19 protein-coding genes are annotated in these 25992 nt (G+C 42.9%); 10 read left to right on the top strand and 9 right to left on the bottom strand.

Translation table 11 applies throughout. The features are described 5' to 3' along the window. Positions 1–6: 6 nt before the first annotated feature. Entirely contained in the window at positions 7–666 is a 660-nt protein-coding gene (gene bioD / locus MHM98_RS11250) for a dethiobiotin synthase (RefSeq protein ID WP_239439368.1), read from the top strand. 2 nt (positions 667–668) lie between these two features. Here bioD and MHM98_RS11245 read toward each other — a convergent pair whose 3' ends face one another. After that, complete coding sequence (locus MHM98_RS11245; RefSeq protein ID WP_239439367.1) at positions 669–1031, bottom strand: DUF2750 domain-containing protein; 363 nt, start codon at positions 1029–1031, stop codon at positions 669–671. 164 nt (positions 1032–1195) lie between these two features. Here MHM98_RS11245 and MHM98_RS11240 point away from each other — a divergent pair, with 164 nt between their 5' ends. Beyond that, entirely contained in the window at positions 1196–3136 is a 1941-nt protein-coding gene (locus MHM98_RS11240; protein ID WP_239439366.1) for an MASE3 domain-containing protein, read from the top strand. Here MHM98_RS11240 and MHM98_RS11235 read toward each other — a convergent pair. From MHM98_RS11235 to metK, 6 genes are all read right to left on the bottom strand, one after another. Beyond that, positions 3102–4376, bottom strand: coding sequence for a sensor histidine kinase (locus MHM98_RS11235; RefSeq protein ID WP_239439365.1), 1275 nt, complete (start codon positions 4374–4376; stop codon positions 3102–3104). The genes MHM98_RS11240 and MHM98_RS11235 overlap by 35 nt on opposite strands. A gap of 15 nt (positions 4377–4391) precedes the next feature. Further along, on the bottom strand, positions 4392–5072 hold the full coding sequence (locus tag MHM98_RS11230; RefSeq protein WP_239439364.1) for a response regulator transcription factor: 681 nt from the start codon (positions 5070–5072) through the stop codon (positions 4392–4394). Further along, positions 5062–8214, bottom strand: coding sequence for an efflux RND transporter permease subunit (locus MHM98_RS11225; protein WP_239439363.1), 3153 nt, complete (start codon positions 8212–8214; stop codon positions 5062–5064). Before MHM98_RS11225 ends, MHM98_RS11230 begins: the two co-directional genes overlap by 11 nt. After that, complete coding sequence (locus MHM98_RS11220; protein ID WP_239439362.1) at positions 8214–9371, bottom strand: efflux RND transporter periplasmic adaptor subunit; 1158 nt, start codon at positions 9369–9371, stop codon at positions 8214–8216. Before MHM98_RS11220 ends, MHM98_RS11225 begins: the two co-directional genes overlap by 1 nt. Positions 9372–9375: 4 nt before the next feature. Beyond that, positions 9376–10716 carry a TolC family protein gene (locus tag MHM98_RS11215; protein ID WP_239439361.1) on the bottom strand — a complete coding sequence of 447 codons (1341 nt, stop codon included), beginning with the start codon at positions 10714–10716 and terminating at the stop codon, positions 9376–9378. 147 nt (positions 10717–10863) lie between these two features. After that, positions 10864–12015 (bottom strand): methionine adenosyltransferase, encoded by a 1152-nt coding sequence (gene metK, locus MHM98_RS11210; protein ID WP_239439360.1) that lies wholly within the window; start codon positions 12013–12015, stop codon positions 10864–10866. A gap of 241 nt (positions 12016–12256) precedes the next feature. Here metK and MHM98_RS11205 point away from each other — a divergent pair, with 241 nt between their 5' ends. The 6 genes from MHM98_RS11205 to MHM98_RS11180 all read left to right on the top strand — a co-directional run bounded on the left by MHM98_RS11205 (position 12257) and on the right by MHM98_RS11180 (position 18964). Then, on the top strand, positions 12257–12481 hold the full coding sequence (locus MHM98_RS11205) for a hypothetical protein (RefSeq protein ID WP_239439359.1): 225 nt from the start codon (positions 12257–12259) through the stop codon (positions 12479–12481). 740 nt (positions 12482–13221) lie between these two features. Then, a complete protein-coding gene (locus tag MHM98_RS11200) occupies positions 13222–13566 on the top strand; it encodes a hypothetical protein (RefSeq protein WP_239439358.1) in 345 nt (114 codons plus the stop codon). A 612-nt stretch (positions 13567–14178) separates the two neighbouring features. Beyond that, a complete protein-coding gene (locus MHM98_RS11195) occupies positions 14179–14658 on the top strand; it encodes a hypothetical protein (protein WP_239439357.1) in 480 nt (159 codons plus the stop codon). Between the two features lie 76 nt (positions 14659–14734). Continuing rightward, the gene (locus MHM98_RS11190) at positions 14735–15406 is read left to right on the top strand and encodes a hypothetical protein (protein ID WP_239439356.1); all 672 of its coding nucleotides are present in this window, start codon (positions 14735–14737) and stop codon (positions 15404–15406) included. Positions 15407–15662: 256 nt separating this feature from the next. Then, positions 15663–17786, top strand: a complete 2124-nt coding sequence (locus MHM98_RS11185; protein WP_239439355.1) for a TonB-dependent siderophore receptor — start codon at positions 15663–15665, stop codon at positions 17784–17786. A gap of 170 nt (positions 17787–17956) precedes the next feature. Then, a complete protein-coding gene (locus tag MHM98_RS11180; RefSeq protein ID WP_239439354.1) occupies positions 17957–18964 on the top strand; it encodes a hypothetical protein in 1008 nt (335 codons plus the stop codon). 60 nt (positions 18965–19024) lie between these two features. Here the strand turns inward: MHM98_RS11180 and MHM98_RS11175 are convergent, their stop codons facing one another. Next, the gene (locus MHM98_RS11175; protein WP_239439353.1) at positions 19025–20626 is read right to left on the bottom strand and encodes a radical SAM protein; all 1602 of its coding nucleotides are present in this window, start codon (positions 20624–20626) and stop codon (positions 19025–19027) included. A 219-nt stretch (positions 20627–20845) separates the two neighbouring features. Here MHM98_RS11175 and MHM98_RS11170 point away from each other — a divergent pair, with 219 nt between their 5' ends. After that, entirely contained in the window at positions 20846–22426 is a 1581-nt protein-coding gene (locus MHM98_RS11170) for an alkaline phosphatase (RefSeq protein ID WP_239439352.1), read from the top strand. 52 nt (positions 22427–22478) lie between these two features. On the opposite strand, the gene MHM98_RS11165 is transcribed toward MHM98_RS11170, so the two are convergent. Further along, complete coding sequence (locus MHM98_RS11165; protein WP_239439351.1) at positions 22479–22763, bottom strand: hypothetical protein; 285 nt, start codon at positions 22761–22763, stop codon at positions 22479–22481. 309 nt (positions 22764–23072) lie between these two features. Here MHM98_RS11165 and MHM98_RS11160 point away from each other — a divergent pair, with 309 nt between their 5' ends. Beyond that, entirely contained in the window at positions 23073–25916 is a 2844-nt protein-coding gene (locus MHM98_RS11160) for a hypothetical protein (RefSeq protein ID WP_239439350.1), read from the top strand. Positions 25917–25992 lie beyond the last annotated feature (76 nt).

Here is a 25992-nt window from a genome sequence, read left to right as displayed (position 1 = left end):
GTAACTATGAATCAACAACGCGTATATTTCGTGACAGGCACAGATACCGATGTCGGCAAAACCTTCGTATCAGCTTTATTGCTGCAACACCTTGCCAAACAAGGCAGTGCGATTGGCTACAAGCCTATTGCAGCAGGTGCAGAGTTAATTGACGGCGAGTTAAAAAACGATGATGCATTAACGCTAATTGATGCTAGCTCCGAGCAATTTGATTATCAGCGCATTAATCCAATTTGCTTTGCGCCGCCGATTGCACCGCATATTGCGGCGGTGAAAGAGGGCGCTGCGCTTAATATCGACACGTTAAATAATTGGTGGCAGCATGAACGTGGTCATAGTGATATTGCTTTGATTGAAGGGGCTGGTGGCTGGCGACTACCTCTCAATGATAAAGAGCTGTTAAGCCAGTTTGTGCAAGCGCAGCAGTGTGAAGTGATTGTAGTGATAGGTATGAAGTTAGGTTGCCTTAACCATGCGCTGTTAACGATTGAGGCGATTAAAGCCGATGGCTTAACAATTAAAGGCTGGGTGGCGAATCAGCTGATTGATAGAATGCCATATTACGATGACAATCTAGCCTATTTGCAGCAAGCGATAGACGCCCCATTACTAGGTGAAGTTGTCGCACACCAGCAATATCACGATGGGCTTTTTAAATATATTTAGACTTACTTTGTGAGTTTCTCAATCGACATTATCGCTTGCGTAAATTCGTTTAAACTCACCTCAATGACGTCATCGGTTTTGCCCCAATCAATGCCGATGACGATATCAGCGCTATTTAAATCATCCATCCAGAATTCCAACCAATCATCAACAGTAATCTCAGAAACACTAAAGTCCTGCCATTCGCCGCTTAGTTGCGCAGCTGCAGTCTCTGGCGTTGAAAACAGCGGTAGTGCATCAAATCCCTCGCTGCCATTAGCATCAACGATCAGCCATTCTTGAGCGTTGTCGTCGAATAAACCATAGAATGATTGTGGTTCAACGACATTGTTTTTAAATTCGGTGATTATATTTTGTGTTGTCATGGGCATCAGTACCTGAAAAGTAATGGTCAAACAGAGTTTTATCGATTTAATGGCAGAGATTAAATAATACTATCCGATGGTTGTCTAATTTAATTAGTGTTATTTTATTACTAGGATAAGAAATATCGTTTATTGGTATTGAGTTTTATATGAGGATGAAATAGGTGCCTATCAGGTCATTTGCATTTCCCGTTATTGTTGTCGGCTTGCTCATTGGGCTACGCGTCTTTGACGGCGTATTACTATTTCACACCTTAGCCGAACTAATGTCTGTGTTTGTCGGGCTATTGATGATTGTGGTTGTAGCCAACACTCGTAGCTTTATCAAAAACGACTTACTCTTGTTCCTCGCTATTTCTTATTGCGGGGTTTCCGTTATTGACTTGATGCATGCATTCACAGTGACAGGAATGCCATTTGATTATGCCAAAACGCCAGAAACCACCGTTAAATTATGGATGTTTGCACGATTTTTCGAAGCTTCTGCATTGCTGTTTGCACCCTTACTGATTAGGCGCCGTTTAAACCAGCCCCTCGCGATAATTGCAGCTGTCGCCATGATAATCGCCAGTGCCAAAGCTAGTTTCTTTGTCGAATATCCGAAGATGTTTGCAGACGGTGGTTTATCGATATATAAAGTAGCAGGTGAATACGTCATTATGACGATGATGGCGCTGGCGATGATTTTATTAGCCAGAAAACGCGCGTTAATAGCGCCGCGTGTGTATCAAAACTTACAGGCGGCAATCGCGCTGAAAATCATTGCTGAATTCTGTTTCACCTTGTATAGCGATTTCCACGGCGCCGCCTTTGTATTTGGGCATCTGCTAAAGTTCGTTTCATTTTGGCTCATCTACATTGCCATTATCAAAACCGCATTAAAACAGCCAATACAACTGCTTTCTCAACAGTCCAATAGTTATGATGCTATTCCTACTTCTGCGATAAAAATTGATAGCGAAGGTGTTATTTCACAGGTCAACCGCGCAGTGCTTAAGGAGTTTTCATTTAGTCGTGATGTCCTTATGTATAAGCACGTTCATCAATTCTTTCACCCCAAAAGTACAGACGGTAAGTGCAAGTACTGTGAGGCCATAAAAACGCATCAAAAAGTATCAAACGAAGAGGTCTTTTTAGAGCAATATCAAAACTGGTATTTAGTGTCATTAGCGAGTGTCGATAAAAACAATAAACACGGTGGCATGATTTTGTCATTGACCAATATTTCTAAGCAAAAATCCCATGAACAACAACTCGAGCGCCATCAGCGTGACCTCGAACAAACGGTTAAATCTCGAACCAAAGAATTACAAGAATCCTTTGATACCCTAACAACAACGCAAGAGAAGTTATTAGAGTCCAAAAAAATGGCAGCGCTTGGTGGCTTAGTGGCTGGTGTTGCGCATGAGATCAACACGCCAATTGGTGTCAGTTTAACTGCCGCTTCCTATTTGGATTTGCGAACGAAGGAACTTGATGAGAAAAGCAAAGCGCAGAAAATGACCCGCAAGGAATTCGACGGCTATATGACACAAGCCGTAGAAAGCTCAGAGCTCATTATGAACAACCTGCAACGAGCGGCAGGTCTTATTGGTAGTTTCAAGCAGGTGGCTGTTGATCAATCTAGCGAGGCTGCGCGATTATTTAAGATGAAGGCTTATGTGCAAGAGGTGTTAACGAGTCTGCAGCCGACCATGCGCAAGCGTCCTATCGACATTGAATTCTTCACCGAAGATGATTTTGACGTCTTGAGTTCGCCAAGTGCCGTGTCGCAAATCGTGACCAATTTAGTGATGAACAGTTTGAATCACGCCTTTGAGCCTCAACAATCCGGCAAGATTAGTTTAGTTATCAAATTAGACAATGACACTGTGCACTTCAAATTCCGCGATACCGGTAAAGGAATCAACAAGCAACATTTGTCAAAAATCTATGATCCTTTCTTTACCACCACCCGTGGTAAAGGTGGCAGCGGCTTAGGCATGCATATTATTTTCAACTTAGTAAACCACACCCTCTGTGGCCATATTGAGTGTCAAAGTACAGTGGGTGAGGGAACATCCTTTGATATCAGCTTTCCTCGTTATTTGGACTCGAAAACTTGACCATGACTCTGTATTGATTATCGGTCACTTGTTTGTCAAATTTCCAGCCAAAACGGTTGATTAGATTTTGAATAAGTTGATTACCTAATCCAAATCCTAGTTCACTGACAAATTGTTGATGTGTGCCTGCGGTTTCAACATTGGTGATAATAATTTTATCATTAGCTTGATGGATAGCGACAGTCCCTTGTTGCGTGTGTTGTAAGGCGTTTCGAATCAAGTTGTTGACTACCAAGGTTACTGGCGTGGTCGCTAAATTAATCACTGAATCATCTCGCTCAATGGCAACTTCAATCGATTTACCTGCAGTAAGATAATTTAATTCATCGAAAGACTGCTCAATGAGCTGCCCAAGCTCGATATCGTCGGTTGGCATCTCCTCAGCTTCATCGCGACTTAGCCACAATAGCGTTTCAGTCATCGACTTCATGGTGAGGCTAGCGCGATTAATACGTTCTCTGATTAAGCGCTCCTTGTCACTAGGGCTAGCATTGACTTTTTCCAGTAACGAACAATTGCTACGTAGCACGGCAATAGGCGTGCGCAATTCATGACTGGCGTAGCTCAAGAACTTGCGTTCTCGCTCAACGGATGCTGTTAGTGAGCTGTAGTTATGGTGAATAAGTGTTGCTAGCTCATTGAGCTCTTTAAAGCGAAACGCAGGCAAAGGTTCGTTAATATTATCGATTGTTAAATTACTCGCCCAGTCCCTTAACGACTCCATCGGGCGAGCCACTTTTTTAAACACAAACCAAAGAGTTACTAAAAATAATATGAAAAATCCGCTGCCGATTAGAATAATCATCACCATAGGATCGATAAAGAACTCATCCGGATGTTCCTTAGCTATCTCATCGCGCAAATTTTCCTTATAACGGCTGATATAAACCGCAGAGCCTTCTTTTTTTACAACGACCAATGAATAGATATGATTAGGTGGCGATATATAGTTCCAGTCAATAAATCGCGTATGCAGCGTAAACGGCTTTAGCTCTGGTGATGGGAAGTGACGTTTGATTTGGCTCGGCACCTGTTGCCAATCAGAGGTGATGTAATAATCGAGCACTTGCGGCTCGGTAATCTTACCGCTGTGATAGTCCAAACCCAGCTCTATCATGATATCTTCGCTGGCCATTTGAAAGGCGCCGATAAAAATCTTGGCACTTTGAAACGACAAAAATGCTGAGATCAAGAGAACTAATCCAGCGAGTGAAGCAAATAAATAGGTGCGAATACTCATTTGAGTCCTCTAAAACTACAGCTGTTTGGTGCCGTGTAAGATAAAACCTAGGCCCGGCTTATTGGTTATAGCGGCATGCACATCACAACGTTCGAATTGTTTACGCAGGTGATGAATATGCACTTTCAAACTATTACTATCGGGCTGAAAATCTCCCCAAATACCTCGCATTAACGACTCACGTGATATTGGTTCGTTGGTGTCTTGCATAAACATTTTTAATAGCTTGAACGTTATCGGCGTGAGCTTAAGCTCCTTAACATCGCTGCGTGCACTCTTTGTTTGCAAGTCTAAGGTTAAGTTTTCAATGGCAAGCGTGGTAATTTGTTTACTGCGCCGTTTTGATAAGGCGATTATACGGATGACTAACTCGTCCATCTCAAATGGCTTAACGAGATAATCATCCGTTCCCGCATTAAAACCAGCAATTTTATCCGCCAAGGTATCTTTGGCGGTTAACATCAACACTGGCGTTTCATTGCTGGCGTTGCGTGCCTGCTGGCAAACACTCAGGCCATCGAGTCGTGGCAGATTGATATCGAGCAAAATAACATCGTAGTTATTTTGCTCAATCAGTGTTAAACCGAGCACGCCATTGGCGGCGTGATCGCAGGTGATATCTTCAATTTCGAGATAATCAACGATGGTTGAGGCCAAATCGATATCGTCCTCAACCAATAGCACACTAATGCTCATGCATCACTTCCTCATTCTTTGTAAAAAGCGCCTTGATTTTTGCAATGAGATTTAAGGCATCTTGATGAATCATCAGTAATGATGGCACTAAAATCAATGTGATAACAGTGGCAAATAAGATCCCATAGCCCAATGATGCGGCTGCTGGAATAATAAATTGTGCCTGTGCCGACGTTTCACTAAGCAGCGGCATTAAGCCAGCGTAGGTTGTAATTGACGTTAATAGCACGGCACGCAGACGGCTTGTACACGCCATGGTAATAGCTTTTTCTATTACATTGTCTTTTTTCAGGGCATTAAAACGAGACACCAATAACAAGCTATCGTTAACCACAACCCCACTGAGCGCGACTATACCATTGAACGATAAAATGCTTAGCACCATGTCATTTAACCAGTGACCTAAAATCGCTCCGACTAGTCCAAACGGAATCGCCATCATAATAATCACAGGTTGAACATAAGAGCGCAGTGGGATCGCGAGCAGGATATAAATGGCGCCCATTGCAATGATGAATAAACGCGTCATCGACCCTTGAGTTTCTGCTTGCTCTTCCGCTTCGCCAGCAAAATGAATTTTCAAGTCAGGGTAGGTTGCCAATAATTGTGGCACGACAGACTTTTCTAACTGCTGCACTAGCTCATTTGAAGAAATGACATCTTTATCGACTCGCGCGCTGACATACACCGCTGGTAATCCTGAGATACGAGTGATTTCGTTTTGTTGATATTCTTCATGTACCGCCGCCACAGCTGTTAATGGTACTGTTTGACCATTGCTCAATCTCACCATGGCGTTCATCACATCATTAACCGTTTGGCGCTGAGATTGTGGATAACGAATACGCACTTTCACCTCGTCTTTACCGCGCTGATAACGTTGGACGATTTCGCCACCAAAGGCTTGTAAAACCTGACGTGATAAACTTTGCGTCGTTAGTCCTAACGCCATTCCTTGTTCGGTAAGCGTGAACTTTAATTGCGCCTGTCCCGAATCGAAGTTGTCATCAATAGAGCTTACGCCGGCGATTTCGCTCACCGCAGATTTAATCGTTTTACCAGCAGCGCGGATGGTTTCGTCATTCCATGCTTTTAATTCAACTCTGAAATTATCACCGCCACCCCAGCCGCTGCGAATATCGAGTTTACGCACACCTTCAGGTTGTTTTGCCAATTCCTTCCACATGCGCGTGAAGTCATTGAGCGAATAAGGCGCGCCTTTATCAAGCTCAACGCTGATAGCGCCTGATAAATCACTTTCGCCAATAACTTCGATGGTATCGATCCCAGTACCTTGCTTATCAAACTGCGCCATTAGTTTTGCATCAGCAGCTTGAGCTTGTTGCTCTAGAGCGAGCAGGTTCTTGTGAGTTTGTCCAAAGCTGACATCATTTTGCATAGAAAGACTTGCGCGAATGGTACTGCCCGGAATATCAGGGAAAAACGCCAATCGAACGCTACCGTGCTGCGTCATGCCCATCACTAAAATAAAGATAGTAATAAAGCCAGCTAAAACGCCATATCGATAATTTACCGCAAGCTCAATTGCAGGTGTGTATAGGCGCTCGTTGACCCAATTCAAACCATTATCTGCACCCGCTTGGATCCGCGGCCATAGATTACGCCAACCTGTGCTTGGTTTACGGTGAGTATTTAAATGCGCTAAATGCGCAGGCAAAATAAGTTTTGATTCCACCACAGACAGCAGTAAACAAATCGTCACTATCACAGCAAACTGCGAATAAACCTGACCCATACCGCCTTCAACATTTGCTAAGGCAGCAAAGGTGGCAACTGTTGTTAAGACGCCAAAAATGGTCGGCACGGCGACTTTATTTGTACCTGCAATCGTCGACTGTAAGGTATCGCCTTGTGCTTTACGGGTGGCATAAATACTTTCGCCAACCACAACCGCATCATCCACCACAATCCCGAGGGCGAGAATAAAGCCAAAGGTGGTCATTTCGTTAATCGACATGCCTGTGAAATTCCCCGTCATAAAGAACAAGGTGCCACAGAAAATGAACGGCAAGCCCGCTGTTACCCAAAAGGCAACGCGTAAATTTAAGAATATCGCTAAAACGATGAACACCAATGCGATACCAGAAAGCGCATTTTTAATTAACAGTGCTAAGCGATCGCGGATCAAAGCGCCGCCGTCATTCCACGTTTCAATGCTGACGCCTTGTGGCAGCAGGGCGCTTTCCTGCCATGAAGCAACCACCTTATCGGCTTGTTCGATAATTTTTAAGACATCGCCGCTTTCATCGACATTAATTTCTACGCCAATACCCGGCATACCGTTGTAGCGGCCCACAACAAAGGTGCTATCAGAGAATTCATCACTCACAGTCGCCACATCACCTAAACGTACGATTGAGCCGTCGCTAAGTGTTTGCAGTGGTAAGTTAGCAAATTCTTGTTGCAAGTAAGCTTGCTCAGCAACTTTTAAGCGTACCACCTTATCTTGGTTACGCAGGCTGGTAGAAATACCAGTGCTCGATTCGTTATTAACGATATTAGCGACATCAGAAAATGACAAACCATAAGCCTGCAGCTTTTGTTCATCGAGCTCAATCGACATCATTGGCTCAGCCTTGCCTTTAATCGACACATTAGAAATGGATGATTCTGCTAATAAATCAACTTTTAGGCGTTCGGCAATTGCTTGCAACGAACGGCGATCGCTATTGCCATAAATCTTGATTGAATAGGCATGCTCAAGCGATGTTTGCTTAGCGATGACAGGTTTTTCAGCATCACCAGGAAAGCTATAGATTGCATCAACTTTCGCTTTTACATCGCGCAGAAGAATATCTAAGTCGTAGCTAGATTTCGATTCAACGGTTACATTAGCGCCGCCAGCATTCGACGTTGAAGTAACGCGTTTTATGCCTTGTACAGTCGCTAGCGCCTCTTCTATTTTTATGGCTATGCCTTCTTCAGACAGCTTGGCGTCGCCGCTGTCGTAGGTCATCGAGATAGATATTGAATCCGTTGCCCACGGTGGAAATGCTTCTTTACGCAGCTGATTAAACGAGAGTAACCCGAGTACTATCACGGAAATCATCAATAGGTTGGCTGCGACACTATTGCCCGCAAACCACGCGATAATGCCGCGTTGAGGTGAATGAGACTCCATTATAGAACCTCCTCTAATTGTGGGACGACTTTCATGTTGGTTAAGTAGCTTGCCAACGGACGGTTGACGATTTTCGCCTGACTGATCTGCGCTTTAGGTCTCACGTAAACCGCATTGTCTTGTGAGAAAACAACGTCAATTGCTAAGGGCCTTAATAAATCCTCATCGCTAATTTGCCACACTGTATGATTGTCAATTAAGGCCGATGCTGGCAGTTTCCATAAGTTGTCGACGGTTGTTCCCTCGACAGTAGCCTTTACAAAGGTACCTGGAAACAGCGGTGTCGCCAGCGCTAATGGGTTGCTGACATTAACAATTAAAGAGCGCTGTCTGCTGTTGGCATTAATGTGTTGTTCGACCCGATTAAACGTTGCTGGCCACTGAAGGTTATTAGCATCATCGCTCAAGGTAATTGCCGAATGAGCATAGGCTGATTTGTCGCCTTGATTAAGTGACTGCCATTGTGCAGTTGATAATGGTAGGGCAACTTCAAATAGTGAAATGTCATAAATGACCGCAATTTCACTGCCTGCTTGCACATTGCTGCCAACTTGAATAGCTTTGCTGACAACAAGCGCGTCAAATGGCGCGGTGATTTTCGTTTGCGATAAATCGTACTCCGCCTTCTCTAACGATTGCTTCGCCAGCTCGAACTTGGCCTTTGCCGCAGCCAACTGCGGTTTTCTTAACACGAGATCAGAGGCTTGATGATCAGCTAATCCTGATTGTTGCCATTCAGCTTCCGCTTGTTTGGCGTTGAGCTCTTCTTGAGCTAATGCAAGCTCTGCATCAGCCAGAGACGCGATAGCATTGGCGACTGCTTGTTGATATTCAATGGTTTCGAGACTAGCAATGACTTCACCTTGCTTAAATACTTTGCCGCTTAGAAAATTCGGCGCTAACGTCACAACCTTGCCACTGACTTGAGAGGTAAGTGATAGTTTGTTGCGTGAAGTCACTTCACCATAAGCACTAACGGTTGCTCGGTGTGACGTTGATTGCACCGTTGACACCGAGACTTGTGGATATTGCACGGGGGCTTTCGGTGGCGGCGTACGTTCTTGGTTGGCAGAAAGCGCACCATTGATGCTAATCGCCAGAAAAATGCTTGCCACGCAAGCCGAGGTAATTACCGTTTTTTTGTTAATAATAGTCATAGCGTTAAGCTCCTAATCCCAATGCAAGGCCAAGTGATACGCGATTGGTCAATTGTTGATAGGTCAGCTGTGTAACCTGTGCTTGAAGTGAAAATGTTTGTTGTTGGATCTGTAGTAAATCGACTAAGGTCACTGTGCCTTGGCGATAGCGGTTGATATAACTGGCTTCGCTGCGCTTAGCATTTGCCAGTGCGTCTTTCGTCAGTGCCAACTGCTCACTCAAACTCTTTTCGTTAGCAATGGCATTGTCAGCTTCATTGATTGCGGTGAGCAATTGTTGTTGGAATCCCCAATAACGTTGCTGAGTGGTGAGTTTGGCAATTTCTGCTTCGCTGGTGAGTTTACCAGCATTGAAAATTGGCGCAGACAGGCGACCTAACAATTGCCACGTCGATGAGCCAAATAGCGCATCATGCAGACTAGTATTATTTCCATTGAGCGAACCTGTTATAGACAACGATGGCAGCAGAGATTTATAAGCGACTTTATGCTGGAATTGCGATGCAATAATCTGTTGGTACGCCTGTTGCAGATCGGGCCTGCGACCAATATTCTCGGTGGTAATTTCTGCTTGCGGTAATTCAACTTGAGGGAAGTCTCGACGATAACTCAATTCCTGTGACGCAACGCCAGTTAACAAACTCAAATTACGCAGCGCTTGTTGATATTGCGCCTGATAGTTAACCAAAGTAGCGCGGCTGGTTTGAGTATTCGATTTAGCCGTATCTAACTCTTTGAGATCCATTAATCCTTGCTGGTAACGATTAATAATGATTTGCTCATTAGTCGCGAGTTTTTCAACACGTGCCGTTTCAATATCAATTAATTGTGCTGATTGCACTAAACCGAGATAGGCGTTAATAACGTTAGCCACCAACAAATCTTTAGCACCTTGATAAGCGTGACCAGACGCCAGCATACTCGCTGACGAGGCATCACTGGCATTGCTCAGCTGTTGCCAAATATCGAGAGTCCAGTTTATTTCTAAGCTAGTGTTGTAACTTGTGCTGCTGTTTTCAGATTTATTCGCGTTAATGTTGCCTGATACGCTTGGCCATAAATTGGCATCGCTGATCCCAGATTGCTGCTGCGCAATTTTAAAACTTAGTAGCGTTTGTTGCAGATTAGGATTGTTTTTAAGCGCGATGGCAATGAGTTCATCAACTTCATCAATGGCAATAACCTGCGCTAATGTCACGCTAGACTGTTGCTCAACTAATGAGCTTTTGGCAAAGGTCGCTAAGTTTTCGTTGGCACGATTGGCATAATCTACGTCTTCAAACGTAGAGCACGCCTGAATCGACAGTAAACCAATAACAATGGCTAAGGGAGATAATCTTTTCACTGGAACCTCACAAATTACAATGTGAAGTGAGTGTAAGAAATATGGAGTTAAGAGAGGGTTAAGAAAATTAACTCATGCTTTCTATTGAATTTTCGGCATAAAAAAAGCCAGATTGCATCACAATCTGGCTTTCTAAATAACTTGAGACTATAGACCTGCGTCAGCTTTTAATGCTTCAGCTTTGTCTGTGCGCTCCCAAGGGAACTCGTCGCGACCAAAGTGACCGTATGCCGCAGTAGGCTGGTAGATTGGACGGTTTAAATCTAGCATTTCGATTAGGCCATATGGACGTAGATCGAAGTGATCGCGTACTAGGCGAATCAATGTTGCTTCGTCAACTTTCGCTGTGCCGAATGTCTCGATGCTGATTGAGGTTGGATCAGCAACACCAATAGCGTATGACAATTGGATCTCACAACGATCAGCAAGACCAGCTGCAACGATGTTCTTAGCTACATAACGCGCTGCGTATGCTGCACTGCGGTCAACTTTTGATGGATCTTTACCAGAGAAAGCACCACCACCGTGACGAGCCATGCCGCCGTAGGTATCAACAATAATCTTACGACCAGTTAAACCACAATCGCCCATTGGACCACCGATAACGAAACGGCCAGTTGGATTAATGAAGTACTTAGTATCTTTAGTTAGCCACTTCTCAGGCAGAGTAGGCTTGATGATAGTTTCCATTACCGCTTCAACTAAATCATCTTGACCAATAGTGTCACAATGCTGTGTTGATAAAACAACGGCATCGATGCCAGTGATAATGCCATTTTCATAAGCAAAAGTGACTTGTGATTTTGCATCAGGGCGTAACCACGGCAATGTACCGTCTTTACGAACTTGTGCTTGGCGTTTTACTAACTTGTGAGAGTAGGTGATTGGCGCAGGCATTAATACATCAGTTTCATTGCTTGCGTAACCAAACATTAGGCCTTGGTCACCCGCACCTAAATCTTTAGGATCTTCACGGTCAACACCTTGGTTAATGTCAGGCGATTGCTTACCGATAGCATTTAAGATTGCACAAGAGTCAGCATCAAAGCCCATGTCTGAATGAACATAGCCAATATCGCGAACTGTGCGACGAGTGATCTCTTCGATGTCTACCCAAGCTGAAGTAGTGATTTCACCACCAACCATTACCATGCCAGTTTTTACGTAGGTTTCACACGCTACACGTGCTTTAGGGTCTTGTGCTAAAATTGCATCAAGAACGGCATCAGAAATTTGATCGGCAATTTTATCTGGGTGACCTTCAGAAACTGATTCTGAAGTGAAAAGGTGTTGTGCCATAGCAGAAAGCCTTCCGTTAAAATTTAAAAAGGTGTTTTTACGTCTAGACGTCTATTGTAATGAAATAAATAAAAGATGCCATAGCAATTTATTAATTAGTGGGACACAGTACTCATTTAGTCGAGTTGTTGAATAAAATAAAGACAATCGAATTTCGGCCGATAACAAGGTATTAACATCAAAGAGTTACTAGCTACGTTTAACTGAGTCTAACCAGAGTGGATTAAGAAAGGAGCAGCACATGTCACAAGATCTGTTGTATTCAATTTTGCCACGCCCTATGAGCAATAGCGTTACGCCAGCGAAAGAGGGCATAAAGAAAATCGACAAAACCAATAAAAAGGGCATTGTCGAAGAAGAGAAGACCACCTTAACTGGCGAAGAGCCAACTTACACCGTGGACAAGCAGCAAGAAAAACAACCATCGTCGAAAAAGGATGATGGCGGTTTAGATACTTATGCGTAATCTCGCAAGGATGCGGATTTGGTGATTAACTTTTTATAGTTTTCGCTTTTCGTTCGACTATGCTGTCGTTAGATAGTTATGGTTCTTTCATTTCTAAGCAATATCTATAGTTGCTTTTCCGCTATTTCCTTCTTAACAAACTAATTCTACTTATTATCTGGATTCTTTCCGCCTTTCACGCATTTCTTTGTTTTATACTAATTTAAATGATTGTAATTATTAGATATTTAATTTATCTTTCGTTTTTACCATGAATTTGGTGCGAACATTTATCGCGCCAGCTTCCGCATATTAAGCTGTTAGTAGGCATATGAGATTTATCGATAACTATAAATTTGTCATATTAATGACCGTAGGGAGTTTAGCACTTTGGGGGCATATGTTCGTTTTGAGCTACATCGACGATCCAAGGTTCTTCGATCACTCATTAACTTCCGATGAAATGTATTGGTGGGAAGTAATCATACTTTATCAAGGTTTGTTCTTTACTTTCGCGATTTGGCTGACTTCGTCTTATCATTGTTTTAAGCGCACAAGTAAACTCTTAGCAATTTTAATTTGGATGATTTGGCCATTGGTTTACCTTTATAGTTGGAGTGTTGTGATAATCGCATTTGTTCGACGTGAACCTACTAACAAGCCTCTAAATTAAGATTTACTAAAACTTTCACGCCATTTGCTGAGCGAATCGCCCGCCAGCCATGGTTCACTTATTAGAGAGGCGTTAAGCACAAGTAACTATGAAATTGAGCGAATTCGAACAATCCGTTTTGGATACTCTTATAGAAGGAGATCTTGAAGAAGATATCATTAAGCAGCAGTTAGTTGATGCTAGTGTGATTGATCGAGATTATACAGGCGTGGGCCTTTTTACAAATATTATGGTATCTGTTGATACTCCACTACTTAGTAAAACTAATAGACCATTTGAGGAAATTCCTAAAATACATCTGGAGCACCCTGAATTAGAGGCTGGCGCTGGTGTTTTGCTCTGGTTTAAAGAGGGGCGAGTATCAACGCTAGAGTGTTATACATATGAAGGAGAGTGGCCTGATAATGAATCTCTCTTTACCATTTGTGCTTAACAAGCGCATGTAACCTGACCTCAGGCCGTTAAAATTTCAGAAAATTTGTGTGACACTCATAAATTGGAAATTAGTGATTTCATGGAGTATTTACGTCAAATCTTTCAAAAGGAAGCTATAACGAGCCTGAAAAAATACGTAAACTAGCTGCCGATATTTTTAGCGATTACTATCGCTAGCTTTCAAAAGGAGTTTGGTATTCTTCTCAATACTTATATCGCAAAAATCGAGAATTTCTCTGAAGTTGAAAGATGTGATTTTTTTCGAGTTTTAGCTCACTCATTGACCGTATCTATAAGAATGTATCTTTGTGACGACGAATTAGATGATGCAGAAAAATTAAATAGAGTTAAATGGCTAAATGAGATATTGCATCGAGTAATAACGAAAGTTCACGTCAGACCATATGACAAAAACAATATCGAGGGTTTCTTCGAAATGATGGCCGATTATATCGAAAAGAACCCCAATATATCTCAGCAGTTGGAACATTGTTTCAATAAATCATACCACCGTGTATGCAGTTGAGAAAAAGCCATTAAGCTAGAGTGATAACTGATTTTATACATACTTAGTCATTTTCTCTTATCAAGGTAATCAGCTTTACAAATCATGACCGTCAATTGCAGCATTTGCCACAGAATATTAAACCAAGAACATGACCCGCTATCGGTCGATTGTGGTGGTAATTGTTGGGGCTGTATTGGCGAAATTGAAGCCGAAATGGGTGATGAATATGCGACAAGGCAATTAATAAAAGAGTTTAAAGCTGGATTACGCAATGATTGGTTACCATCGCCAAAAATTAAATTTGATAAAATCTCTGCCACGATAGAAGTGTATCTAGAAACACCACTCGGATTACCTTGTACTGAAGAATCAATGGAATTATTGATGTATTCAGAGCTTATGTTTAAGCGCACAAAGATTTATTTTGATGAATTAGTTATGACAGATTCTAAAGGCTTTGCTGTTATTCAGATAGATAAGAAACGAAAATTCGAAAATGATTGGTGCAAGATTACTCGTGGCAATAGATCTTGGACTTATCCAGTTGGAAAACTCTACTCAAAGACTTGTTTCGTTAAGTGATTTTTTTGCTTGATTTATATGATAATTTTCTTAGTATGTGCGTTTTATTCAGGACAAAAATTAACAGGGAAATATAGTGAAGCTTATTTACTCTCTTATTCTTACCTTCTTATTAGCATCAAATTCATGGGCGTCTAAAACTGACTTCGTTCAAATTGGTTATCAACAGGTTGATGTCAATTGGATCGCTTCACTCCAACCCAAAGGAGTTAAAGTAGTTGCTAATAAAGAGATTGGTGATTTTTATTTAGAAGCAAGCTATTTCTCAAGCAGCGGTGACAAAGAAACACAATACGAAAATTTTGCTACGGTAGAGGCGGGGAATTTTGATGTCGACTATTCTGTGATTCGACTTAAAGTTGGCAAAATTTTCGAATTAACAGAACTTTCAAATATTGATATTTCTATTGCATATTCAAGTGCTAATTTTGATGGTCAGTATAAAGGCTCTCGTATTATTACTAATCCAAATAATGGCAATCGAGAAGAGCATTCTTTCGAATATATTAAGGATGAAAATTCAAAGAATATTTCGCTAGACTTAACATATAACGTTGTGATGTATGATAGTTTTTATTTTGATTTTTCAATAGGTGGTGAACATGTGCAAGAAGTTGAAAATAAAACTAATTTTACATACGGCGCAGAGTTTGGTTATTGGTTTTCTAAAGAGGTACAAGCTAATGTTGAATACCGCGACACTAAATCAATAGATTCTTTATCTTTAAACCTCCTGTACAAATTTTAGTACTTTAATTTCTTACTCTGCGATCAGAAGAGGAATTAGTTAATTTAATACTAATAGCGCTGCATCAACTTATCGGTTGTTGCAGCGCTTTTTGTTGGCTTGAATTTCTATATACATAACAAGCGTCTTTCCACTCCATTCTTTAGATTTATAACCCTATAAGAAAATAGTATACAATTCTCATTGATATTGTTGTTGGTAATCATTATCATTTGCGTCCTTGTTGAATTTATTTATCAAAGCACATTTGAATCTCATGAAAAAAAGCTTAATCTACAGCGCAGTGATGCTATCACTTGCCTCATCTTATACCGCTACTGCAACTGAAAAATCTCAAGAAGCTACTGAAGTTATTGAAGTTAAAGGACGCGCGCAAACCTTCTATCTCGATCAGCAAACCACCGTTGGTACTAAAGTTGACGCTGATTTACTCGATATTCCACTGTCGGCACAGGTGCTTAGTAAGCAGCTTATTATTGACCAAGCAGCGCGTGATATTACTGATTTATATCGCTCAATCGCTGGTGTGAGTGAGTTTAGTTATTCTGGCGTTACCTTCCGTGGTTTCCGCGATGACGGCAATGTATTTTACGACGGTGTGCGCGGTGACCCATTCTCTGGTTTTAGCGTTCCTCAACTGTTTAACGTTGAGCGCGTTGAAGTGTTAAAAGGTCCTGCTGCAGCTATTTATGGCGGCGGTGAGCCGGGTGGAATGATTAACTATGTGACTAAGAAACCTAAGTTCTCTTCTGAGAAGAATCTTAATTTAACCCTTGGCAACTTCGCGCTAAAAGGTATTTCTGCTGATATTACCGATGGCATTACCGAAGATTTAGCCTATCGTTTTGGTGCTTTCTACGAAGCACAGGACAGTTTTAGAAACAACGCCGATCAAGAGAATATTGAAGTTGCCGGTGGTCTGCTATATCACATTGATGAAGCGACCACTGTAGATTTCACCTTCGATTACATAGTGCAAAATCTAGGTGGTAACCGTTTACGCGGTGTACCAGTTGATGACAATGGTAATTTCCTTGTTGATCCGTCTTATAACGCCAATGAGAAATTTGATTTTCAAGACATGAAAGCCTTGGTATTGCAGTCAAATCTCAAGCACGATTTTAGCGACCAATTATCGTCGAATGTTACTGTGCGTTATATGGATAACGAACGCGAGCAGGCGTATCACGAATCTCGCTCTTGGGTGGACGTGAATGGTGATGACAAAGCGGATATTAATGACCGTACTATTCGCCGTGAATATCGCGATCAATACCGCGCTAACACCGAACTTAGTTTAACTGTCGATTTTGTTTATGAAACAACATTGGCGGATATGGAGCATCAGATTTTATTTGGTGGTGATTTCCACGACATTGAAACCGACTACGATTATTTCCGCGCCCGTTATGAAAAAGACGGCGTTAAAAACCTTAATATCTTTGATTTAAACTACGGGCTAACTGATCCAAGCACCTATAAACTCAAAGATATGAACCGTGACGGACTAGAGCGCACTCGCAGCAGTTTGTACGTTCAAGATATGGTAGAGCTAACTGAGCAATGGATGCTGATGGTAGGTGCACGTTTCGATAAATTTGAAGAAACCGACAGCGATAAGGGAAGCACGAGTTATGACGATAGTGACGTAAGCTATCGCGCTGGATTAACCTATAAGCCAGCGGCTGATACTTCGCTTTATGTTAACTACTCGCAAAGTTTCAAACCGGTTAGTGCCGATGATTTTGAAGAGAGCTTAGGGCGCATCGAACCTACAACGGGTAATCAAATAGAAATCGGTGCCAAGAAAGAGTGGTTCGATGGTCGTATTTTAACAACGATTGCTTTCTATCAAATTGAAAAAGAAAACCTAGTTCAATCGAACCCTGATTTTATCGACAGTGACGAAACACCGAATATTTCGCCTATTCGCAACTTTGGTTTAGTAGAAAGTGACGGTGCAGAAATTGTTGTGGTTGGTGATATTTTCGAAGACCTAAGTGTTACAGCAAACTACGCCTACAACGATACCAAAATTGTTGAAGGGGTTGATCGCAACTCTCTTGATAGCAATAAATTTGTGAATGCACCAAAGCACCAAGCGGGCTTGTGGTTTAGATACAACATCGAGCAGTTTGACTCATCATTTGCCTTTGGCGCTGATTACGTCAGTGAGCAAATTAGCTTTGATGAACAACGTGTAAAACCATACACGGTGTTTGATGTTAGCTGGACAACGCAGTTTGATGATGTGTTATTAAGCATTAACGTTAACAACGTGTTTGATAAGGAATACGCAGTAAGTGGATTTAGCAAGCGCAATGGCCATTTCCCAGGTGCACCACGTGAGGTTGTGGCGCAGCTAGCGTACAGTTTCTAACAGTTCTTCATCTAAGCCCCAATAAGGACATTGGGGTTTCTCATCTTAAAAGCTAATTTGAAAAATGTAAGGAAGTGTAAGCGCCAATTACAAATTAGCATCATTTCTTCAGTCGCCTCAATTAGTCACATCAGTATAATTTATACAAAATAATCTAATGAGAGGTATTCATGAATAAATCTAAAAAAATTGCGGTAGCGTTGGTGCTATCGGGCTTAATTCAAGCCTGTGGTGGTAGTTCAAGCAGCGACGCTAAAAAGGAGGCCACGGAGCAAATATCAACGGCGGTGGTTCACCATATCGCGCCAGCTAAAGTTGCAGAGTATATCGAGAAATACAAACAACAAATCGCTGATGTGGAGTTTCAGTTTGAAGGCAAGAAATATGAGTTGACGTTTTGGGATTTTGGCCCAGAGCAAAAGTCAATCATTGCCCGTTATGACGCAGGTGCTGGCTTTGTCACATTTGGGTTTGATATGGATAAAGAGTCGCCAATCGCAAACATTTCTGTGCGTCACCCTTCAATCGCTCAGGAGCTAGTTAGCGCAACAGATGCTATTAAAATATCGTCAGCAGGTGATAATTATGTCTATGACGGTCAAGTCGAAAATAAATCCACTGGCGGATTGCACAATGTTCGCTTAGTTATCAACGAATCGTTTTTGTCTGCGGGTAATAGCACGCTGGAAATTGGCGGCTCCGAAGCAGTATTAAATGGCACCTTGGGCACTAAAACCTATGTCCAGATTTCTGAGATGATCGCGAATAATCCGGAAGTTAAAAAACTATTTTTACTGAATATTGATGGTTCGATTAACGATGCCATCAATATGCATACCGGCCGTCTTATTCGACAGGCGCAGCTAACGACGAATATCGGTGAAAATGGCGATGTGAACTCTGGCGGCGTTGATTTATTTGCGGCAGGTTTCAAACGTGAATATACAACAGGCGGTAAAGTCGGCGTACATGCGTGGTGTTGTGAAAATGGAAAATCTGCGCACTTGCTGAAAAAGTCAGATCCCGCGCATGGTGCACAGCTAACGTACTTTAGAGAGATGCTAGGTAACGAGTTAGGCCCAGACTTTTATTTCTTTACCATCAATGCTGCACCAGCTGAGTCTATTCATGTAATGACACAGGCTGAGTTAGATAAATATTTATTGGTTAAAAACTAGTGGATGAGGTCGTGGCTAACTTAAATTAGTTCACGACCTGACTCGGATGTAATAGGGTTTTTAGCTCATATGCTGCTGTTGGCGTTGCATCAACTTATTCGTTGTTGCAGCGCCTTTTTCTTGCCCTAAATAAAGATTCAATTGGTTAAATTGTCCTTTGAGTTTCGACGCGGCGTGATCCTTTTCTAGCTCTGCTAGCAGTGCTTCATGTTTGTCGCTAAACAATGATTGCGTTGCTTGCGATAGCATTTCAAATAATCGCTTGAGATTGATTTGATGAGTTTGTCCTGTTTGTTCGAATATCCAATCGGCGATAGCGAAGAAATTATCAAACGGATTGTCGTCTAATAGCACTGGCATCGCATTCTTAAAGCGGCCTGAGTTCGCCAACATATCCCAATAACGGGCAAAACGATTCACCAGTTGCATGGTGGCAAAGTCGACGCGGTCAGTACTCAAAATGTTAAATGGTGGCAGCGGATTAAACCGTAAATCAAAGGCTTCGGTATGCCTAATAATAGGGCTGCCTTTAAGACGCTTTAAAATACCAAGCTGGATCTCGTGAGGGCGACATTTGTAAAGCTCGTTAAAGCTCTCTCTAAAGGTTTCAAAGGTTTCGCCCGGTAAGCCAAAGATTAAATCGGCGTGAATATGAGCGTGGGTGTTTTCACGGAGCCACAATAGATTTTCTTTCGATTTAGGGTTGTTCTGTTTACGGTTAATGTTGGCTTGTACTTCAACATTAAACGATTGAATACCAACTTCAAATTGCAAACTACCCGGTGGAAATAGGGTGAGCATTTCTTTGAGTTTACGGGGTAGATGATCTGGCACTACTTCAAAATGTAAAAACAAGTCATCACTCATTTTATCGAGGAAGAACTGCATAATTTGCATGGTGGTTTTTATATTGAGGTTAAAGGTGCGATCGATGAACTTAAAATTACGTGCGCCGCGTTGGTATAGAGTTTCCATTTCACCGAGAAAGCTCTCTAGCTCGAACGGATTCGATGAAGTATCGAGCGATGATAAACAAAACTCACATTTAAATGGACAACCGCGTGATGCTTCAACATAAAGGAGACGATTCTTAATATCGTCATCGCTGTAATATTCATACGGCATTGCTAAATCATTGAGTTGCACGGGCTTAGACTGCAAAATCTTTTGCTCGGGCGCGTTGTCATCAAGAATATCACGACACAGCTGATAGAAACTGTTATCGGCAGGGCCAGTTAGCACGTAATCTGCCGTTTCAACAATAGGTTGGCCTTGTGATTCATAACTCACCTCAGGGCCGCCCAGCACAATAGTAATTTCTGGGGCAATGACTTTAAGCAAACTCACCACATTAGTGGTTTCAACGATATTCCAAATGTATACCCCAAAACCAACAATCCGCGGTTTAGCCGCTAAGATTTTTTCGACGATATCAATCGGGCGAGTTTGGATCACAAACTCTTGAATTTCACACTGCGCCTGCAACTCGTTCAAGTTGGCATAAAGGTAGCGCAAACCGAGACTAGCGTGAATGTATTTGGCATTGATGGTGGATAAGACAATCGAATCGCTGGTGTCACCAGCAAATATAGGCTTTGCAGAGGACTTAGTGGCTTTTGGATCGATGTGTTTTAAGTCAAGTTGAATCGAAGATGGTTGCATGCGTTAGGGCGTTAAATTTCGTGAGTTTATCTGCGGCTAATGATACAGCAGTTCTGTGTGACAACAAACTGGGAGTCATTTGAATTTGCGCACAAAGCCGTACATCTCTCGAAAATACAAGACAATTGCTATTTACTGTAATGTTATAATGTATCATTATTGGGTTTTGTGACGATGCATCAAATACGCATCTTTATTTAAACCGTAAAGGAAACTCCTATGAGGTTACGTAAATCATTGGCGATAGCTGGTTGTGTGAGTGCAATTGTGCTCGGCGCTTGTACTACGCTCCAGTCAACACCTGACTCACCCGCAGCAATCAAAAAATCACCGAAGAATGTCATCTTGATGGTATCAGACGGCATCGGTTTTAACGGCTGGCTGGCAACTGATTATTATCAAGGTCTTGCGGGAAAGCAGGCGTATCAAGTTGTTAGGCCTGATGGCACTATGCCGAGGGTCTACGGATTATCGCACAGTGCGCTTAATCTGATTGATAAGGATGGTAAACCTCTGGCGAGAAACTCTGATGTTTCACTGGCTGCCGGTGCTATCGAGCAAGGGTATAACCCAAATACCCGTTGGAATAAGTTCGAAAATGCGATGCTTAATGACTTTGATCCTGTCGCTAAAAGTTACACCTCATACACAGATAGCGCCGCTGCGGGGACTGCGTTAATGAGTGGTCGCAAAACCTCTGTTGGTCGCATTAATAAAGATTGGACAGGTCAGAACTCGTTTAAAACTATTGCTCAGTTAGCGATGGAGAGCGGTCGCTCAGCCGGTGTCGTAACATCGGTGATGATTTCTCATGCTACGCCAGCGGCGGCCATTGCTCACAATGCTAGCCGTAATAATTACGCCGATATTTTTAACGAGATGGTTCAAAGTGATTTAAGTGTGTTAATGGGCGCTGGGCATCCGCTTTATAACGGCAGTGATGCTTTGGTGAGTGATGACAAACGCAGTTATAAATATCTCGGCGGTGAACAAACCTATCGCAGCTTAACCCAGCAAAACAACGCCAACGGCTTTCGTTATATTGATGACAAGGCAAGTTTTAAGGCATTAGCTAACGGTGATCATTTGCCACTGCGTGTGGTGGGTATTGCTCGCTCTGGCTCAACCCTGCAAGCATCACGCGAAGGATTATCATCAGCGAATACACCGTCGGGAATGGCGTATAACCAAGATGTTCCGACATTAGCGACCATGAGTCAGGGCGCACTTAATGTGTTGGCGCAAAAAGATAGTGGCTTCTTCTTAATGATTGAAGGCGGCGCCGTCGACTGGATGGGGCACGCCAATGACATGCCACGCTTTATTGAAGAGCATATGGCCTTTAATCAAGCGGTGGCGTCGGTGATTGATTGGGTAGAGAAAAATTCGAGTTGGGATGATACCTTGTTAATCATTACCTCTGATCACGAATGTGGTGGTATTTGGGGACAGGGAACATGGACCAACCATCAAGGCGGCGGGGTCGCAGCAGATCGCAGTAAAGCTGCTATTGCGTCTGCGCGATTTAATCCACAGCAAGATACCTTTAATGACTTTATTGCAGTGCAAGACCATGGCGCAGGTAATATGCCGGGTTATCAATTTGCATCAGGTAATCACACGAATGAGTTAGTCCCGTTGTGGGCGATTGGTGCGGGTAGTGAATATTTTGAGCAGTTCACTCGCACTGATCTCAAGGCGCGTAAATTGTGGGGCAAGCCCTATCAATGGAATGGCAATTACGTTGATAACACAACGGTGTTTGATGCGATGAATGCTGCAATTTCTACATCCCGCTAATTGCAATAGAAGCTAAAATGCCGAACTGTTGTTCGGCATTTTAGCTAGTGTATTAATTAACGCAGGTATCTTTAATAATACTGTTTTGACGCTTGATATCTGCAGTGTCGTTATTCTCTTGTGCCACGATCAGCGCCGTTCTGGCTTGTTCACATTTATCCGCTAGTTCTTTGTTCATTAAATAAACTTTGTCCTTTTGCGCCTGTGCTAATCCTTCTGCGCCGTTATATTCAGTACGGTGCTCTGGCTTTCTGTCTTTTTGATACGGCTCAGGCTGTGTCATTTCACAGGCGGGTAATAAGAGAACGAGTGATAAAATTGATAGTGCTTTGTACAAAGGATACTCCTTTTCGAGACTGAATAAGTGGTTTCTTATTGAAAAAATACCGCTATGTGACAATTGCTTATGCCTAAAAGTTCAGGGATTTATCGCGAAAACTTCATGACAATATGATGACAATTCAAAAAATCTTCACGAGCAAATTTGTCGAATATATCCGCAAAGTGAAGCCTGCCGTGCCTGTCATATTGGCGTCATAAAAACCACATATTACTGAAAATTTTGTGTCTTCTTACTGTCATCTTTGCGCATTAGATTCCTGTGCAACTTAATTCGAACTACTTATATTCGTCCTCGGAGAAGACAATGCAAATTCAAACTGTCCAAATTAAAAGAATGTTTAAGTTAGGCGCTTTAGCAACGGCGCTTGCACTTGCTGGTTGTGGTGGTGATATTAATATAGATACCAAAGATCAAACGACAACACCTGCACCAACCCCAACAACTCCTACACCAACGCCAACGCAATCTGCACAACAGCTCGCATATAGCGGTTTTGCAACTCGCAATACCAGCATCTCAATTGATGGCAAAGAAGTGTGGACGCTTAAAGGTACACTAGCACCAGCAACTGGCGATTCAACAATTGGTACAGGCGACACCGGTGGCCAAAATGGCTCAACTATCGTTCTAGGTAACGATGTTGTCTGGGAACTTGAAGGCGCAGTTGTTGCGGGTGGCGACAAAGAAAATTCAGTCACGCTTGAAGTTCGCGCAGGTACCAAAGTAGTTGGCGCCGATGGCTCTTACTTAGTAGTAAGCCGTAGCTCAGAGATTAACGCTCAGGGTACTCAAGCAAATCCAATCGTCTTCACATCAAAAGAAAGCGCACTAGGTCAAGCTGGCGCTGGTGGTCAATGGGGCGGTTTAGTATTACTTGGTAACGCGCCAGTAAATACTTGTCCTGATTTAGCAGCATGTGATGCAGCTTTTGAAGTAGGTAATCACAACTACGGCGGTAACGACAAAGAAGATAGCTCAGGTACATTAAAATATGTTCGCGTTGAGTTTGGCGGTTTCAAAATCAATGACACCCAAGAAATGAACGGCGTGAGCTTCGGCGGTGTTGGTTCTGGTACCACAGTTGACCACTTACAAGTTCACATGAACAACGATGACGGCATCGAGTTCTGGGGCGGTAACGTATCAGTATCAAATGTGGTGCTTACTGAAAACTTCGACGACAGTCTAGATTGGACTAACGGCTGGCAAGGTAGCGCGCAGCACGTTTACATTCGCCAAGCGGATAATGGTTCAAACCGCGGTATTGAAGCAGATAGCAATAGTGATGCGTCAGCAACACCACAATCTATGCCGGCAATTGCTAACGTAACTATTGAAGTTGCCGATGGCACCAACAGCGGTGGTGATGATGCCGAAGGTATCTTACTTCGCAAAGGTACAGGTGCACACATCTTCAATACACTAATCAAAGGCGGCGCAGCGTCTGGCGAGTGTTTAGAAGTTAACGACGACAACACGGTAACTAGTGTAAATGATGGCAACCTAACGATTGAAAACAGCTTAATCGATTGTGTTGAGCCGTTTAAAGATGCCAAAGTTGACGCAGAAAAAGGCCGCACTTTAAGCCTTGATGTTAAAGATTGGTATGAAGGTCAAGACGGCAACCTAGTTGGCGCATCAGATCTAAACGGTTACATGCCAAACGCGAGCTCTATCGCGCTAACAGGCGGAAATAACGACCTAGCCGCTGAAGATGCGCGCTTAAAAGATGCTGACTACATCGGTGCATTCGACGGCACTAACGATTGGACAACAGGCTGGACGACGGCGGTTAGCACGGCTCCTGCGCCAGCTGAATTACCAACATTAACATCTTGTCCGGTAGGCACTACGAGCGAGGCTGTAACAGCGGGTATCTACAAAGACAGCAACGTAAACCTTGTATGTAGCGTCTCTGGCAACATCACATCTAACACAACGCTATTAGCGGGTAAAAACGTGATGTACAAAATTGACGGCGGTGCGGTGATTGTTGGTGGCGATAACATCAACTCTGCAACGTTATCTATTCAAGCGGGTACGCAATTATTTGCAACTGATGAGAGTTACATTGCGGTAAGCCGTGGCTCAAAAATCATGGCGATGGGTACCCAAGAGCACCCAATTACCATGACATCACAACAAGACGTGATTAACGGCGCATCTGGTGAGCGTGGTCAGTGGGGCGGTTTAGTACTACTGGGTAATGGTTTAACGAACAAATGTGATGATCACACTAACTGTGATGTGTCATTTGAAGTAGGGGACCACAAATACGGCGGTAACGACAACACGGATAACAGCGGTCAATTGAGTTATGTGGTTGTGAAATACGCTGGCTTTAAAGTGAATGATACACAAGAAATGAACGGTATTTCGTTTGCAGCAGTAGGAAGCGGCACACAAGTTGACCACATTCAAGTTCACGCTAATGGCGATGACGGTGTTGAGTTCTGGGGCGGCGCTGTAAACCTGAAATATGTTTACCTATCAGACAACTTCGATGACAGCCTAGACTGGACTAACGGTTGGACAGGTAAGGCACAATTCGTTTACATCACGCATGAAGACGGCAGCGCAAATCGCGGTTTCGAAGGCGATAGCCACAAAGGTGACGGTGACACGCCAGTATCTAAGCCAGTGATTTCTAACGTAACCATCCTACCTGGTGTTGATGTTGAAAACGCAAGCGGCGACAAAGGTGAAGGTATCTTACTTCGCGTTGCTACAGCTGCATCACTTAACAACATCTTAGTGCAAGGTCGTAAAGGCGATACGTCAGCGACTGAATCGGGTGAGTGTTTAGAGCTAGACGGTACTTACGCTGACTTAGTTACTAACGTTAACGACGGCGAATTAACTATCGAGCACTCAGTGATTGATTGTAACGAACCATTCAAATACAGCTCTGAAAATGCAGCGACAACAGATGCGGTTAACGTTCAAACATGGTTTGAAGGTCAAGCGGGCAACGCGGCAGCAGCAGTAAATCTAACAAACGGTATGCCAGCAGCGGGTGACACTGTGTTACTTGGTAAAGGTAAAGACATGAGCACGGTAGATAGCTTCTTTATCTCAACTGATTTCATCGGTGCATTCGATGCAACCAATGACTGGACTAAAGGCTGGGTTTTCATCGCTCAGTAATCCAACCAAGCCCTTAGCACCTACACGGTGCTAAGGCGTTTCAATGCCGTGCTAGCCACGGCTTTGTTGAATCGAT

It is taken from the genome of Psychrobium sp. MM17-31 (assembly GCF_022347785.1).
Taxonomy (GTDB): domain Bacteria; phylum Pseudomonadota; class Gammaproteobacteria; order Enterobacterales; family Psychrobiaceae; genus Psychrobium.
Note: the sequence above shows the minus strand (reverse complement) of the source record. Positions and strands in the feature narration are given on the sequence as shown.

What these genes read in the sequence shown, in the direction of transcription:
- MHM98_RS11230 (WP_239439364.1), bottom strand. Translation starts at nt 5,072, where the DNA reads ATGAGCATTAGTGTGCTATTGGTTGAGGACGATATCGATTTGGCCTCA.
- MHM98_RS11235 (WP_239439365.1), bottom strand. Translation starts at nt 4,376, where the DNA reads ATGAGTATTCGCACCTATTTATTTGCTTCACTCGCTGGATTAGTTCTC.
- MHM98_RS11170 (WP_239439352.1), top strand. Translation starts at nt 20,846, where the DNA reads ATGAGGTTACGTAAATCATTGGCGATAGCTGGTTGTGTGAGTGCAATT.
- MHM98_RS11185 (WP_239439355.1), top strand. Translation starts at nt 15,663, where the DNA reads ATGAAAAAAAGCTTAATCTACAGCGCAGTGATGCTATCACTTGCCTCA.
- MHM98_RS11180 (WP_239439354.1), top strand. Translation starts at nt 17,957, where the DNA reads ATGAATAAATCTAAAAAAATTGCGGTAGCGTTGGTGCTATCGGGCTTA.
- bioD (WP_239439368.1), top strand. Translation starts at nt 7, where the DNA reads ATGAATCAACAACGCGTATATTTCGTGACAGGCACAGATACCGATGTC.
- MHM98_RS11220 (WP_239439362.1), bottom strand. Translation starts at nt 9,371, where the DNA reads ATGACTATTATTAACAAAAAAACGGTAATTACCTCGGCTTGCGTGGCA.
- MHM98_RS11205 (WP_239439359.1), top strand. Translation starts at nt 12,257, where the DNA reads ATGTCACAAGATCTGTTGTATTCAATTTTGCCACGCCCTATGAGCAAT.
- metK (WP_239439360.1), bottom strand. Translation starts at nt 12,015, where the DNA reads ATGGCACAACACCTTTTCACTTCAGAATCAGTTTCTGAAGGTCACCCA.
- MHM98_RS11160 (WP_239439350.1), top strand. Translation starts at nt 23,073, where the DNA reads ATGCAAATTCAAACTGTCCAAATTAAAAGAATGTTTAAGTTAGGCGCT.
- MHM98_RS11225 (WP_239439363.1), bottom strand. Translation starts at nt 8,214, where the DNA reads ATGGAGTCTCATTCACCTCAACGCGGCATTATCGCGTGGTTTGCGGGC.
- MHM98_RS11175 (WP_239439353.1), bottom strand. Translation starts at nt 20,626, where the DNA reads ATGCAACCATCTTCGATTCAACTTGACTTAAAACACATCGATCCAAAA.
- MHM98_RS11200 (WP_239439358.1), top strand. Translation starts at nt 13,222, where the DNA reads ATGAAATTGAGCGAATTCGAACAATCCGTTTTGGATACTCTTATAGAA.
- MHM98_RS11245 (WP_239439367.1), bottom strand. Translation starts at nt 1,031, where the DNA reads ATGACAACACAAAATATAATCACCGAATTTAAAAACAATGTCGTTGAA.
- MHM98_RS11195 (WP_239439357.1), top strand. Translation starts at nt 14,179, where the DNA reads ATGACCGTCAATTGCAGCATTTGCCACAGAATATTAAACCAAGAACAT.